Origin of the sequence: Protofrankia sp. Cr1 (assembly GCF_963555865.1) — a bacterium.
Classification (GTDB): Bacteria; Actinomycetota; Actinomycetes; order Frankiales; family Frankiaceae; genus Protofrankia.
This window is the reverse complement of sequence record NZ_CAUVXO010000061.1, coordinates 1-13551: the sequence shown is the minus strand read 5'-3', so window position 1 is coordinate 13551 and position 13551 is coordinate 1. Positions and strand designations below refer to the sequence as shown.

General features: G+C 68.9%; 11 protein-coding genes. 5 read left to right on the top strand and 6 right to left on the bottom strand.

The features are described 5' to 3' along the window. Positions 1 to 148 precede the first annotated feature (148 nt). Both U9980_RS08070 and U9980_RS08065 read right to left on the bottom strand, forming a co-directional pair. A complete protein-coding gene (locus U9980_RS08070) occupies positions 149 to 1156 on the bottom strand; it encodes a cytochrome d ubiquinol oxidase subunit II (protein ID WP_322750213.1) in 1008 nt (335 codons plus the stop codon). Next, the gene (locus tag U9980_RS08065) at positions 1153 to 2625 is read right to left on the bottom strand and encodes a cytochrome ubiquinol oxidase subunit I (RefSeq protein WP_322767367.1); all 1473 of its coding nucleotides are present in this window, start codon (positions 2623 to 2625) and stop codon (positions 1153 to 1155) included. The genes U9980_RS08070 and U9980_RS08065 overlap by 4 nt, the downstream gene beginning before the upstream one ends. A gap of 355 nt (positions 2626 to 2980) precedes the next feature. Between U9980_RS08065 and U9980_RS08060 the strand changes: the two genes are divergently transcribed. The 5 genes from U9980_RS08060 to U9980_RS08040 all read left to right on the top strand — a co-directional run bounded on the left by U9980_RS08060 (position 2981) and on the right by U9980_RS08040 (position 8897). After that, positions 2981 to 3454, top strand: a complete 474-nt coding sequence (locus U9980_RS08060; protein WP_322767366.1) for a PH domain-containing protein — start codon at positions 2981 to 2983, stop codon at positions 3452 to 3454. After that, complete coding sequence (locus U9980_RS08055; protein ID WP_322767365.1) at positions 3451 to 4821, top strand: PH domain-containing protein; 1371 nt, start codon at positions 3451 to 3453, stop codon at positions 4819 to 4821. Before U9980_RS08060 ends, U9980_RS08055 begins: the two co-directional genes overlap by 4 nt. A gap of 10 nt (positions 4822 to 4831) precedes the next feature. Next, positions 4832 to 5338, top strand: a complete 507-nt coding sequence (locus tag U9980_RS08050; RefSeq protein ID WP_322767364.1) for a BlaI/MecI/CopY family transcriptional regulator — start codon at positions 4832 to 4834, stop codon at positions 5336 to 5338. Continuing rightward, complete coding sequence (locus U9980_RS08045; RefSeq protein WP_322767363.1) at positions 5335 to 6408, top strand: M56 family metallopeptidase; 1074 nt, start codon at positions 5335 to 5337, stop codon at positions 6406 to 6408. Before U9980_RS08050 ends, U9980_RS08045 begins: the two co-directional genes overlap by 4 nt. A 398-nt stretch (positions 6409 to 6806) precedes the next feature. Continuing rightward, on the top strand, positions 6807 to 8897 hold the full coding sequence (locus U9980_RS08040) for a SpoIIE family protein phosphatase (RefSeq protein ID WP_322767362.1): 2091 nt from the start codon (positions 6807 to 6809) through the stop codon (positions 8895 to 8897). An 8-nt stretch (positions 8898 to 8905) separates the two neighbouring features. Here U9980_RS08040 and U9980_RS08035 read toward each other — a convergent pair whose 3' ends face one another. From U9980_RS08035 to U9980_RS08020, 4 genes are all read right to left on the bottom strand, one after another. Continuing rightward, a complete protein-coding gene (locus U9980_RS08035; RefSeq protein WP_322767361.1) occupies positions 8906 to 9217 on the bottom strand; it encodes a DUF3349 domain-containing protein in 312 nt (103 codons plus the stop codon). A 1-nt stretch (position 9218) separates the two neighbouring features. Beyond that, complete coding sequence (locus tag U9980_RS08030; RefSeq protein WP_322767360.1) at positions 9219 to 9479, bottom strand: hypothetical protein; 261 nt, start codon at positions 9477 to 9479, stop codon at positions 9219 to 9221. Between the two features lie 13 nt (positions 9480 to 9492). Beyond that, positions 9493 to 10644 carry an inorganic phosphate transporter gene (locus tag U9980_RS08025; RefSeq protein ID WP_322767359.1) on the bottom strand — a complete coding sequence of 384 codons (1152 nt, stop codon included), beginning with the start codon at positions 10642 to 10644 and terminating at the stop codon, positions 9493 to 9495. A gap of 147 nt (positions 10645 to 10791) precedes the next feature. Next, the coding region (locus U9980_RS08020) for a choice-of-anchor D domain-containing protein (protein WP_322767358.1) at positions 10792 to 13551 on the bottom strand (2760 nt) is incomplete at its 5' end.

Below are 13551 nucleotides of genomic sequence, written 5' to 3'. Positions count from 1 at the left end.
GCCGGCATCTGACCGGTCGACGTCGACCGATGCGGTGCCCCGGTCGTCCCCACGCACACTCATCTGGTGACCGTAACCACCCAGGCGACCCAGCCGTCCAGACGGTGCAGGCCCGCACGCTGCCCACCCGCACACCCGCACACCCGCCCTAACGGTTCAGGTCACCAGCTGCGGGTTCCGGGTCGGCGAAGACCTTGAACAGCAACACCAACGCCGGGATCAACACGGCTACGCCGGCTCCGATCGCGATCAGCACAGCCCGCACGTTCTCGGTGGGCGCCGCGGCCGCGACTGCGCTGACCTGCCCGACCACCAGGTCCGGGTACTGGGCGGCGGCCCAGCCCCACAGCACGCCCGCCACCGCAAGGCCGGCTGCGAGCCGCGCCGCGGTGAAATGACGCCGCCAGACCAGCACGAGAGCGCCGACCCCGCCGCAGGCCGACGCCATGACAAAAGGGACCCCGCGGGTGGCGAACCGCTGCGCCACCACGGGCGCGTCCCGCCACAGCAACGGCAGCAACACGCAGGCCAGTGTGCCCGCGACGACCGCGCTGCCGAGCGCCCGGCGCCGCAAGCCGTCAACGAGATGCTCGGTCCCAGCTCGCCGGGATGCGTCCCGACACAGGTACACCGCGGCGAGGAAGGCCGTCACGGTGACCGCGAACCCCCCGGCTACCAGCCCGAATGCGCTGGTCAGCGGAGCGGTGGCATCGTCCGTGCGAGCATTCCCGCTGGCCATGGCGGCCCCGCACACGCCCAGCATGAACGGCGTGACCGTGGACGCCACCGCGAACACGTGCCCCCACCAGTGGTCGGGGCCGGCCGCGCCGGCGCCGTAGGCGCGGTAGACATAGGCCGCGCCGCGCAGCACGATGCCCACCAGGGCCAGCGCCATCGGCAGCTCCAGGGTGCTGCCGATCACGCCGAACGCGGCTGGAAACCCGGAGAACATCGCCACGATCACGAAGATCAGCCAGACATGGTTGGCCTCCCACACCGGACCCAGCGCACCGGAGATCAACGCTCGTTGGTCGCCCGCGTGCGGGCCCCGGGCGAGCAGGTCCCAGACACCGCCGCCGAAGTCGGCGCCGCCCAGCAGCGCATACGCGGTCAGTCCGCCGACCATGACCATCAGCAGCAGGTCGGCGGCGGTCATCGGGCCACCCCGTTGCGCTGCACCGGGGGTCTCCCTCGCGCCGTCTCCACGGGGTCAGTCACAGGGTCAGTCACGGGGTCAGTCACGGGGTCAGCCACGCGCTCGGTCGCAGGGCCGGCAGCAACCTCAGGACGGATCCCGCCAGCCGGTCCGCCGGTGGCCATCCGACGCAGGATGAGTACCAGCGCCGTCGACAGGCCAAGGTAGAGGACGAGCGTCCCGGCGAACGCCCAGCCGACGCCGGGGCTCGCCGTCACCGCGTCCGACACCCGCATGCGGCCGTAGACGATCCAGGGCTGGCGACCACCCTCGGTCACCTCCCAGCCAGCCAACATCGCGATGACGGACGCCGGCCCGGTGGCAGCCGCCGCGAGCAGCCAGCCCCGGCCGAGCGGGAGCACCGGACGGCGGGCATGTCGCCGTCGTCCCAGCGCCACCGCCGCCACCGCCACAGCTACCGACAGTGCGATGATCGCCGTCCCGAGCCCCACCATCGTGTCGAATGCGAGGTGGACGACCAGGGCGTTCGGCCGCCCGGCCGGCGGGAGTGCGTCGAGGCCGGCCACCACGTGCTCCCGACTCCATCCGGTCATGATGGACAGGGCGTCCGGGATCTCGATCCCGTACCGGACCTTCCCGGTCACGCCGTCGTAGACGCCGCCGAGGGTCAAGGGCGCATGCGCTCCGCTCCGGTACAGGGCCTCCATCGCGGCGAGTTTCGCCGGCTGCTGGGTCTCCACCACCCGCGCCGCCCAGTCACCGACGACGAGCTGCAACGGGGCGCACACGAGTACCGTGATCAGGCCGACGTGTAACCCGCGGCGGTGGTAGGCGTCCCGCCGACCGCGCAGCATCCCGACCGCGTACACCCCGGCGACCGCGCCGCCGGTGCACATCAGTGCCGCGAGCAGCATGTGAATCACCTGCGGTGGTGCGGACGGCGTGGTGAAGGGCGCGAGCGGCTCCGCGGAAACTACCCGGCCGTCGACCTCTCGCACGCCTCGGGGGACGTTCATCCACGCGTTTGCGGTGATGATGAACAGGGTGGACAGGGTGCCGGCGACGGCGATCGGGACCATCGTCCACCAGTGCGCCCGTGGCGACAGGCGGTTCCACCCGTAGAGGTAGAGGCCGATGAACACCGCTTCGGTAAAGAACGCGAAGCCCTCGAGGGTGAACGACAGGCCGAGCGCTCCGCCATAACGCGCCATGAACGCCGGCCACAGCAGGCCGAACTCGAACGACAGCACAGTTCCCGACACCGCGCCGACCGCGAACAGAACCGCAAAGGCCCGCGACCACGTCCGGGTGAGCGCATACCACACGGCGTCGCCCGTACGCAGCCAGCGGTGCTCGGTGTAGAGCAGCAGCCAGGGCAGGCCCACCCCGAAGACCGCGAAGCAGATGTGGAACGCGAGGCTGAACGCGGTCTGGCCACGAGCAAGATCTACGGATCCGGCGAGGACCATCTGCGCGGCCTCCTCCTGCCTGGGCCACCCATCGGTGCCCCGGCTGCGCGAAAAGAGCGACGATCACACCGTCCCGGCTCGCTTGCCGGAGATCACGAACCCGAGACACAAGGCGATCTTCTATGTTCTGTAGAACTTCTACGCTACGTAGAATACGTCTGCCGGAGGTGCCCGCGAACCGGGCACCGAACTACCGCGGCGCCGCCGGAGCGGGTCAAAATGGTGCGTGACGCCCGGTTCTGTCACACTCACCACACCGTCGCGTCACCACATCACCGCGCTGACGGGTCCGGGCCGCCGGCCGCGGAGCGGATGTCTCACGGCAACGGCCCGATAGGCCCAGCGGACGGATCACATGAACGACAGCCAGGACTGGACCAGTCCGTCAACCCGCCTGTTAGCCATGCGCCGGACGCAACTGGCGCTCATCGCCATTCCGGCGATCACGGCGGTCGGCCTGCTCGGCGGCACCATGGGCTCGGCCGGGCTCGGCGGGCTGCTGGCGCTGGCGGTCACTGCGGTGGCACTGGCATGGGAACGACTCCTCTATCGCCGGGTCAGGGCCTGGGCATATGCCGAACGGGATGACGACCTTCTCGTTCGACGTGGCGTTATGATCCGCAAACTTTCCGTCGTTCCCTACGGTCGAATGCAGTTCGTCGACGTCACCGCTGGGCCGTTCGAGCGCATGTTCGGGCTCGCCACCGTCCGCATGCACACGGCCGCCGCGGCAAGTGACGCCCGGATCCCAGGCCTGGTCGCAGCCGAAGCCGCGCGGCTTCGCGACGCGCTGGCGGCGCTGGGCGAAGCCCAGGCGGCTGGGCTGTGACCAGCGCCGACGAGCCGGCCGTTGCGGCTCTTACCGGCGGCTGGCGCCGCCTGCACCCGTTATCGCCACTGGTACGGGCCGGCCGCCATCTCGTAGCAGTGGCGGCCGTCGTGCTCTCCGGTGCGGTGACCCGCCAACAGGACGCCAGCGGGCAGGGAGCCTACTGGGATCTGGCGGTGATCGCCGTGGTCGTCGTCATCGGTGTGGTCTCGTGGCTGGTCACCCGGTGGCAGGTTGACAACGGCACGCTGCGGATCGAAACGGGATTGCTGCGCCGCAGCTCACAGCGCTACCCACTGACCCAGATCCAGGCGATCGACCTGGTGGAGTCCGGGCTGGCCAGGCTGTTGGGCCTGGCCGAGCTCCACCTGCGGATGGCGGCCTCCGGCGGCGCAACCGGCCGGCTGGCCTGCCTGCGTAAGGCGGACGCGGAGGTTCTGCGCGCCCGCCTACTGGCCCTGGCGCACGGTGTCGCCGAGGATTCGCCGCCGCCACCGGAACGGCTGCTGGTAGCGCTGTCCACCCGACGTCTGGTCGTCTCCATCCTCCTGAGCAGCCAGGGCGTGATCACAATGATCACAGTAGGCGCCTTCGCCGTGGTCGCGGCCATGATCCCGGCAGCCGTCGGCGCCCTGGGCGGCGCCGCGGGCTTCGTGATCGGCATGCTCACCGCTGCCTGGCGGCGCTTCAACAGCGGCTTTGAGCTCACTGTCTCCGTCGCTGCCGACGGCCTCCACCTGCGTTCCGGCGCGATCCAGACCGCTGCCGAGACGATCCCCTTCGGCCGTGTCCAGGCGGTCCAACTGGTCGAGCCGCTCCTGTGGCGGCCGTTGCGGTGGTGCCGGCTCGAGGTCGAGGTGGCGGGCAGACAGGTCAGGAACGAGAACAGGCCCGAGGGGCGCCAGCTACGGGCGATCCTCCCTGTCGGCGACCACGGCCAAGCCGCATACCTGCTGTCCCAGCTCATCCCCGGTGCACCGGTGGCCGATCGGCCTGCCCCGCCGCGAGCCCGATGGAAGGCGCCTGTTCGATACCACTACCTTTCGTGGGGCGGAAATGACAGTTGCGTCGTAACCACAAGTGGTCGGGTACGCCGGATTACCCGATGGATCCCGCTGGAGAAGGTTCAGAGCATCCGCCGGGTCCAGGGACCGGTGCAGCGGATGCTCGGGCTGGCGACGATCCATCTCGACACCGCTGGTCGACGCATCCAGGCGGAGCTGACCGATCGCGACGTCGACGAGGTTGACCGCCAGCTGGCCGTTCTTCCGGGCCAGTGCCGCGCGGCCCGCCACGGTCAACGGCTGCCACGGTCAACGGACACGGGATTTGTGGATCAGGTCACACAAGCTCTCGACGCATCGTAGAATCAGTTTCATGGCGCGCCTGGGTGACCTTGAACGGTCAGTCATGGACGTACTGTGGGATACGGACGGCTGGCTGACCGCGCGTGAGGTCGCAGCCCGCCTCGACCACGAACGGGACCTCGCCTACACCACCGTCCTCACGGTTCTGGAACGTCTCGAGCGCAAGGGATTCGTCCAACGCGAACGCGCCGAGCGCGCACACCGCTACCAGGCGTCGAGCAGCCGGGACGCGGTGGTGGCTGAGGCCATGCTCGCTGTCCTCGACACCACCGACGACCGCAACTCGGCGCTGGTCCGCTTCGTCGGTTCGGTGTCCCCCGCCGAAGCCGAAATCCTGCGCCGGGCGCTGACCCGGCCAGCCGACGCCGGCCAGGATGCCCTCGGGCCGAACTCCCGCGAACCCGACGCCACGGGGTTCGACACCACGCGACCGGGCGCAGCTGGGCAGGATGCCCACGGGCAACGGGAGTGGGAGGACGCACGACATCCTGGCAGAGGTACTGTTCACCCCCTATGATGACCGCGGCCATCCTCGCTCTGTTCTCGGGCGCCCTCGCGTGGCCGGTCCCACGGCTGCTCGCCGCGGCCCACTGGCCGTCCCGCTGCCCTCGATCGGCAATCGTGCTGTGGCAGGCCGTCGGGCTCGCGGGTGGGGTCTCCGCCCTGATCGCGGTAATCGCCTTCACCTTCGCGCCGCTGTCCGCGAACGTGGCGGTGAGCCTACGGGATCATGCCGACCATCTGGCCGCGGGCGAGCCGCTGGCCGGGCTCGGCTGGATCAACCTGATCGGCCTTGCGGTGGCATCGATGCTCACCGCCCGATTGTTCGGTGTCCTGGCCCTGTCGACGTCGCGGACCGCCCGACAACGTCGCCGTCACCGTCACCTGGTCGACCTCGCCGGCCGCGACCACGACAACCACGGCGAACGGGCCCGCCGACGCGGTCAGCTCCGCGTACTGGATCATCCGGTCGCGGTCGCGTACTGCCTCCCCGGAGTACGCCACACCCGGGTCGTCGTCTCCAAGGGGCTACTCGCCGCACTCGCTCCCGATGAGCTGGAAGCCGTCCTCGTCCATGAGGAAGCCCATGCCCGCGGTCGCCACGATCTCGTCATCCAACCCTTCGTGGCCTGGCAGGAGACCTTCCCCTTCCTGCCGCCTGCCCGCGAGGCGACCGCCGCGGTGTCGCTGCTGGTCGAGATGCTCGCCGACGACGCCGCCGCCCGATGTACCAGTGGGCAGACCCTCGCGCGCGCTCTGGCCCGGCTCGGCGTCGCCCGGTCTCCGGTGCCGGCGGGCGCGGTCGCGATCACCGGAGTGCCCCACCATCGGGTGTCCGCACGAGGCCGGACGCTGTGGCCACCACGTGCCAGCCACAGCAGCGACATGACGGAATCAAAAGGCATGAGCCGCGTGAGCGCCTCGCCGGCCGAGCCCAGCCGGTCGCCGATCCACGCTCCACTGATCGCTCGCATTTCGCGGCTGCTGGATCCCTCGCCCCGGACGCCGCTGTGGGCACACGCGGCGGTCTACCTGACAGCCGCCGCCGTGAGCGCGTTCCCCGTGGTCGTCCTGTTGGTCACCTAGAGCGACTCCCAGACATGCATTCGGTACGACACTGCTGGTAGCCAAACCCGCCAAGATCATCCCGACCGGCAACCCCGGCGAACCCGGACGTGGTTTCACATTCACCGCACGTTTGTTTTCGTCGGACGATGGGCACTGCCCACCACACGGCTGAACGGAAGACAAGGCGATGGATATGACGTGCCCAACTCATTGCATCACTTATCGCAATGGTTTCGTTCATTGCAAACACAGGCCATGCCACCGGCAAGAGGGCTATATCGCAACGTGACATACCGCACCGCACAAATATCACGGCGTGACGGCATGAGGCCTGCCCGTGTCCATGCGGCCCGCGCACGCCGATGATCCGACAGCCAGACGTTCCCGGTCGCTCTGCGCCAGCGGAGTCCGACGGATTGAACAGTCTTGAACTGGCCACGCGGCTCGCAGACCTCGCGCCGGCCGGTCTGTTCATCGTGGATGCGCAGCTGCGGGTCCTGCGGATGAACCAGGCTATGCTCATCCACAATGCCCTGTCCGCGGACGACATCGGGAAGCAGACCGTCGCCGACCTGTTTCCGGACGTAGCACCCTATCTGTGGGACATGATCCGAGAGGTGCTGAGGACCGGGGAACCGATCCTCAACGTGGAGATCACGGACAGTGCCCCGGGAAGCTGGCCCGACCGGCGGGTCTGGCGTCTTTCCCACCACCCGATCCGCAACCGCGACGGCGTAACGGTGGCGGTCGGTGTGGCCGTAGTGGATGTGACCCGCCGGCGGCGGGCGGAGGCCGAACGCGGGGCAGCCGAGCAGCGGTTGCGCCTGCTCGGCCGGGCCAGCGCGCTGGTGGGCGCGTCCTTGAAGCTGTCGGACACGTTGGACGCGCTCGTCGAGCTCGTCGTCCCCGAGTTCGCGGACACCTGCGAGCTCCTGCTGGCCCCGACGCCGTTCGACGCGGCCAGCCGACCGGACCCGCTGATCATGCAAGGTTTCGCGTCGCCCAACCGGCCATCCTCCGCCCCCCTGCCGACGGACATGGTGGAGTCCGTCGGCGTCCTCATGGAACTCAGCTGGGACAACCCGGCACATCAGGCGCTCGCCACCCGCCGGCCGGTGCTCTTCGACGTGGACGACAGAGTGATCCAAAGCGTCCACGTTCACGAGCCGCACAGGTACAGCCCGCAGGTTCACTTCGAGCGCGTCCCGATCGACGCGGCCATCGTGGCCCCGCTCCTGGTGGGTGAGCAGTTCTTCGGTGTCGTCTACTTCGGCCTCTTCTCCTCCCGCCAACGCTACGGCGACTACGAGCTCCAGACCGCGGCCGAGCTGGGCAGCCGACTCGCCAGTTCGGTGGCCAACATTCGCGCCTACCAGCGCCAGCGCGCTGCCGCCCTCACGCTTCAACGCGGCCTGCTACCGCACGACACCCCCGCCGTCGAAGGCCTGGACATCGCCTGGCGTTACGAGCCGGGAACGGCTGGTACCGAAGTCGGTGGCGACTGGTTCGACATCATCGCGCTGTCCGCGGGCCGGGTCGCCCTGGTCATCGGGGACGTCATGGGCCGGGGCCTCGCGGCTGCGGCCGTCATGGGGCAGGCCCGTAGCGCCGTCCGCGCCTTCGCCGCGCTCGACCTGCCGGCCGCAGACGTCCTGACCCACCTCAACGACCTCGTCCAGACCATCGGCACCGGTCCCGACGCCACCCTCATCAGTTGCGTCTATGCAATCTTCGAACCCGCCGGCGGCACGATCTGCGTCGCCAACGCGGGTCACCTCGATCCCGTCCTCACATATCCGGACGGGGAGGTCCACCACCTCGGCGGTCACGGCGATCCGATCCTCGGTCTGGGCCTCGGGGAACAGACGGCCTACGCCGAAACATGGCACGCATTCCCGGCCGGGAGCACCCTTGCCCTTTTCACCGACGGCCTCGTCGAATCCCCGGCCATCGACATCGGCGAAGGCTGCCGGCGCCTCGAGCGCACCCTGGGCAGCATTCACGGCTCCGCGGAACGAACCGATGCACCTGATCTCGAAATGACCGCCGACCGGTTGCTCGCCCTCCTCGATCGCAGTGAGGGCTACGACGACGACGTCGCGCTGCTGCTTGTCCGAGCCACGGCGACGGCCACCACCGCCACCGCCACGATCGCCCCGCTCCCCCAGGCCGCGAAGGCAGCGCGGGAAGCCGTCCTGGCCACCCTCAAGCGTTGGGGAGTCGACAACGACGCCTTTACCGTCGAACTGCTGGTCAGCGAATTGGTCACCAACGCCATCCGCTACGCGAACACCCCCGGGCGCCTCGTCCTGCGCCGCGGCCGGCACGCCCTCTACGTCGAGGTCTCCGACGAGGACACCCGCGTGCCCCGCCTGCTGCACCCCACGGTCGACGACGAGGGCGGACGTGGTCTCCAGCTCGTCGCCGAACTGGCCACCCGCTGGGGTGCCAGGCCGACCCGAACCGGCAAGACCGTTTGGTTCCAGCTCGACATCCCCAGCTCATGACCCCGGGCTCAACACGGCGGCAACTCCGTGATGTCCCAGCCGGCAGCCCGCAGGCGTTCCTCTACGCGGACGACGGCGGCCTCGTCCACAGGTCCATTCGTGGCCGCGCTGACCGCCTGACGGACCACCTCATGCGGGTCGTCGGCCGTCGCCAGCTGTCCGGACAGCGCCAACTCGTCGGCGACCCGTTCCAGATCCGCCGTCGAAAGCTGCCGGCCGAGGACAGCGAACAACGCAATGTAGTCATGTTTGGGAAGCCCTTCGGGATATCCCTGACGGACCCAGTCGATGATGCGCTGAAGAAAGGCGGGAAGCGCCATGTCAGGCCGCCACGATGATGTAGATGCCGAGTCCGATCCCGGCCAGGACGGTGGCGAAGCACAGGACGGCGAGAACCAGCCCCGCCGTATTACCGCCCATCACCGTGGTGCCGGCGGCGGCATCGGTTCCGTGCCGGCCGCCGCCGCCGGGCAGGGCCAGCGCACGGATACCGACGGAGAACAGGGCCGGCAGGCCCGCGCCCGCCAACAATCCGACTACAATTATCTTGCCAACCGCGCTGAAATCAATCCAACTGTTCACGACCCGCTGCCCTTCAGGTGCTGGAGGTGGTAGCCGGCTCGGCCGGAACCCCGTCGCCGGTCCATTCGTCGTTGATGTTGTCGGGGTTGACCGGGTTCCGACGCGAGGCCAAGTAGAAGGAGATCGCCACCGCAAGGAGTGCGATGAAGACGAGGGCGGCACCGAGATCCCCGCCGATACCCTCCGCAATTCCATAGGCAAGAGCGCCGACGATGCCTGCCGCCGGCAACGTGAATACCCACGTGACGGCCATGCGGCCGGCAACGCGCCAACGCACCTCGGCACCCCGCTTGGCGACCCCCGACCCGAGGATGGCGCCGGTCACCACCTGGGTCGTGGACAGGGAGTACCCGTAGTAGCTCGACAACAGAATTGTCGCCGCCGACGCTGATTCGGCACCCATGCCCTGAGGCGCTTCGATCTCGATGAGGCCCTTTCCCAGGGTCCGCATCACCCGCCAGCCACCGACATAGGTGCCCAGGCTGATCGCCAGGGCACAGGACACGATGACCCAGTCGGGCGCCTGCGCGTCGGCGCTGAGCGTGCCGTTCGTGATCAGGGCGAGGGTGATGATACCCATCGTCTTCTGGGCGTCATTCGTTCCATGAGAGAGCGACACCATGGACGCCGACCCGACCTGGCCTATCCGGAATCCGCGATCTCTCGGGCCGGTCGGTACCGGGCGGGAGATCAGATATATGAGGAAGGTCCCGACAAGGGCGATGCCGCCGGCGATCGGCGGCGACAGAATCGCCGGGATGATAACTTTTTCGACCAGACCCTGCCACTTCACTCCGCTGGTGCCGGCGGCCGCGAGGGTGGCGCCGATCACGCCTCCGATCAGGGCCTGGGACGAACTCGATGGGATTCCGAAAAACCAGGTGAGGAGATTCCAGGTGACACCGCCGCACAGGCCGGCGAACACCACGGTCAAGGTGATTGCATCACTCTGCACGAGTCCGCTCGCGATGGTGGCCGCCACGTTCAGGGACAAGAACGCACCAACCAGGTTGAGCACCGCGGACAGCCCGACCGCGACCCGGGGACGCAAAGCACCGGTCGCGATCGACGTGGCCATTGCATTACCGGCGTCATGGAAACCATTGGTGAAATCAAATCCCAGTGCCGTCACAATTACCAATGCGAGCAGCAGATCGTTTTCCACCCCATCACATTCCCGCTCGCCGGCGCAGATCGCCAGTCGAGCGGGAACGGATACCCATTCGTCCGCTGATCCGCCCGGTCGCGGATGGATTTCGGATAACAGCTCCCGGGCGGCGGGTCAGCGGCTCATATACCGCATCCGGGGCAGTCAGCCATGGGTGATTGTCACATTCCGGACCGTGTGCACATCGGTGCGACTGCCCGTCCCAGCGGTGAACCCGAGCAGTACGTTCGACGGCAGGTCCGCCGCCGTGTCGATCACCGTTATCCCGTCCACCGCGACGACGATCCGGCCGCCCGAGGCCTCCACGTCGATCAGATGGGTACCCGTCCGCAGGTCACCAATTTTGGTCGAACTTGCCAGGACGACCGGCGCCGTGCCGGCGGCGCCACGCACAACCGAGACATAGTGCGACGGTGCGCCGCCACGATAGGTGGCAAGCGTGACCGCGAAGCCCGCCAGTCCGCTGAACCCGAGCCCGCCGCCGTTCTTCCCGAGTGCGGTGGGTCCGGCGTTCGCGGCGTCCAGCAGCGCGTAGGTCAGACCGTCCGCCCCGGTGCCGCCACCGATCTGCACGGTGAACGTTGCATGCAGACCACCGGCGGTCGGCTGCGGGGTGCCGTAGAACGACGACCCGGCGCGGTTCTGTGCCGCGGGCGTGAGCACGAGGTCGCTGCCCGACAGCGTCGCCGAGCCGTTGCGCGACCATCCGGGCGCGGTGAGCGGTGGCGGCGTCGACGGAAGACGGCTGATCGTCACGTCGCGCACAACATGCAGATCGGTGACGGAACCGGTTGAACCGGTGAAGGCCAGCAGCGCGTTGGCCGGCACCGCCACCGCGACGTCGAGCTTTGCCTGGCCGTCGACCGCGACCTGCACGCGGCCGCCGGTGACAACCACGTCGACAACGTGGGTACCGTCACGCCAGTGAGGCACGTTGATGGTGCGCGCCACGTACGTCGAGGATCCGCCGGATGTCCCCGTCGCCACGGCGAGCGAATTGCCGTGGGTGTAGGTGTCGAGGGCGACCGCCACCCCGGGCAGGGTACCGAAGCCCATGGACCCACCGTTCGTGCCCAGCGCCCGGTCGGTCGTCTTGGTTGCGTCCAGCAGCGCGAACGTCTGTCCGTCGCCACCTGTGCCGCCACCGATCTGGGCGGTGAACTCGATCGCCAACCGGTCGGTCGACACGGTCACCGGGTAGACGGCGGAGCCGGCTTTGTACTGCTGCGTCGGGGTCAGCACCAGATCACCGCCGGACATCGCCGCGGTCCCGTTGAGCGTCCATTTACCCTGGCTGGGCGGCGGGAAGCTGTTCGGGTCCGGCGAGGTGCCTTCGCCGGACAACGTCACGGTCTGTACGCCCGCTCCGTCATCGCCGGTGAGGATGTACGAGCCGGCCTGCACCCCGGTCGAGGTCGGCGTGAACGTCACCGACTGGTGGATCACTTCGCCCGGGGCCAGCGTGAGCCCTTCGGAGATCTGCGTACTGGCGAAGTCACCGACCGGGGCCTTCGCCTTTGTAATCGTCAACGGCAGGTTGCCGTCGTTGCGGACGTCAAACGTCGCCGTCCGGGCCTGGCCCTGCGGAACCTGACCGAAGTCCAGTGACATCGGCGAGATCGTCATCTTCGGCGCGCCGGTGACCGCGGACCCGGACAACGCCACACTCACCGGGCCGTCAGCACTGGTGACCGTCAGGGTGGCGGCGAAGGTCCCGGCGGTCGTGGGAGCGAACGTCACCGATGCGGTCACCGAGCCGCCGGCCGGGATCGTCGTGCCGGGCGCGGGCAGCCCGCTCACGGTGAACGGGTCACCAGGCAGAGTGGCCCCAGTGATCGTGGTCGCCGCGGTGCCGGTGTTGACGATGTTCACCGACAGCGCACTCGAGCCGCCGGTGGAGAGTCGGTCGAACGCGAGCGACGGCGGGTCCGCGCCCAGACCCGCCTGCGTGCCGATGCCCCGCAGGTCGATCGAGGCCAGTCCGGTGTCGGTGGTGAACGTGAGCGAGACGTCCGTGGCGACCGGGGCCGTCGGCGTGTAGGTCACCGGCACGCTCAGGGTGGCACCGGCGGCAAGGGTGACCGGCAGCGTCGGCAGCGTCGCCGCGAACGGCGCGGACGTGGAGATCGCCGACACGGTGAGCGGAACACGCGCCGTGACCTGCGCCGTGGCGGTGGCGGACACTCCGACGGGGACTTTCCCGAAGTCGGTCGCCGAGCCGTACAGCACCGCGCCGGTCGGCCGGCCGAAGGCGAGCAGATGACCGTCGCGGGTACCGACGAACACGCGGTTGGCGTCGGTCGCCACCTTGGTGAACTTCGACGCGATCCCGATCGGCGCGGAGAAGCGCTGGGTGAGCACGCCGTTGGTGGGGACCGCGTCGTAGGCCCGCAACTGGCCGTTGGAGCCGGACGCGCCACTTTCGTAGACCATCCACACCAGCGCGGATCCAGATGTCGTCCCATCGGAGGTGACCGTGGGCGAACCGGAACCGAACGGGAACGTGCCGCTACTCGTGCCCGCCGCGGCCAGGGCTGGCTCACCCGCGCCCGTCAGGCCGTACTTCAACGCGCGCAGCGGACCTCCGCTGCCTGCCAGGTACACGTAGCCACCGTCGCCGCCCCACAACGCCGGGTGACCCCACACGCCCTGGAACGGACCGGTCATGCCCACCACGTCATCGATGCCCTGCGGTCCCTGCCCGCGCCCGCCGAGGTCGTCGCGGTCGAGTAGGAACACCCGCCCGTCCTTGCCGTCCTGTACGAGCAGGTGGGGATGGGTGGGGGTGCCAAACCCGTCCGGCAGGGCCAGCGGACCGCCCGAGCCGAGGTCGGTGTCGTTCTGGTTCAACGTCGCGGCGTTCACCGGGGTGAAGAAGTCCTGCGTCGAGAGCTTGCCGTCAGC

What these genes read in the sequence shown, in the direction of transcription:
- U9980_RS08070 (WP_322750213.1), bottom strand. Translation starts at nt 1,156, where the DNA reads ATGACCGCCGCCGACCTGCTGCTGATGGTCATGGTCGGCGGACTGACC.
- U9980_RS08065 (WP_322767367.1), bottom strand. Translation starts at nt 2,625, where the DNA reads ATGGTCCTCGCCGGATCCGTAGATCTTGCTCGTGGCCAGACCGCGTTC.
- U9980_RS08060 (WP_322767366.1), top strand. Translation starts at nt 2,981, where the DNA reads ATGAACGACAGCCAGGACTGGACCAGTCCGTCAACCCGCCTGTTAGCC.
- U9980_RS08050 (WP_322767364.1), top strand. Translation starts at nt 4,832, where the DNA reads ATGGCGCGCCTGGGTGACCTTGAACGGTCAGTCATGGACGTACTGTGG.
- U9980_RS08045 (WP_322767363.1), top strand. Translation starts at nt 5,335, where the DNA reads ATGATGACCGCGGCCATCCTCGCTCTGTTCTCGGGCGCCCTCGCGTGG.
- U9980_RS08035 (WP_322767361.1), bottom strand. Translation starts at nt 9,217, where the DNA reads ATGGCGCTTCCCGCCTTTCTTCAGCGCATCATCGACTGGGTCCGTCAG.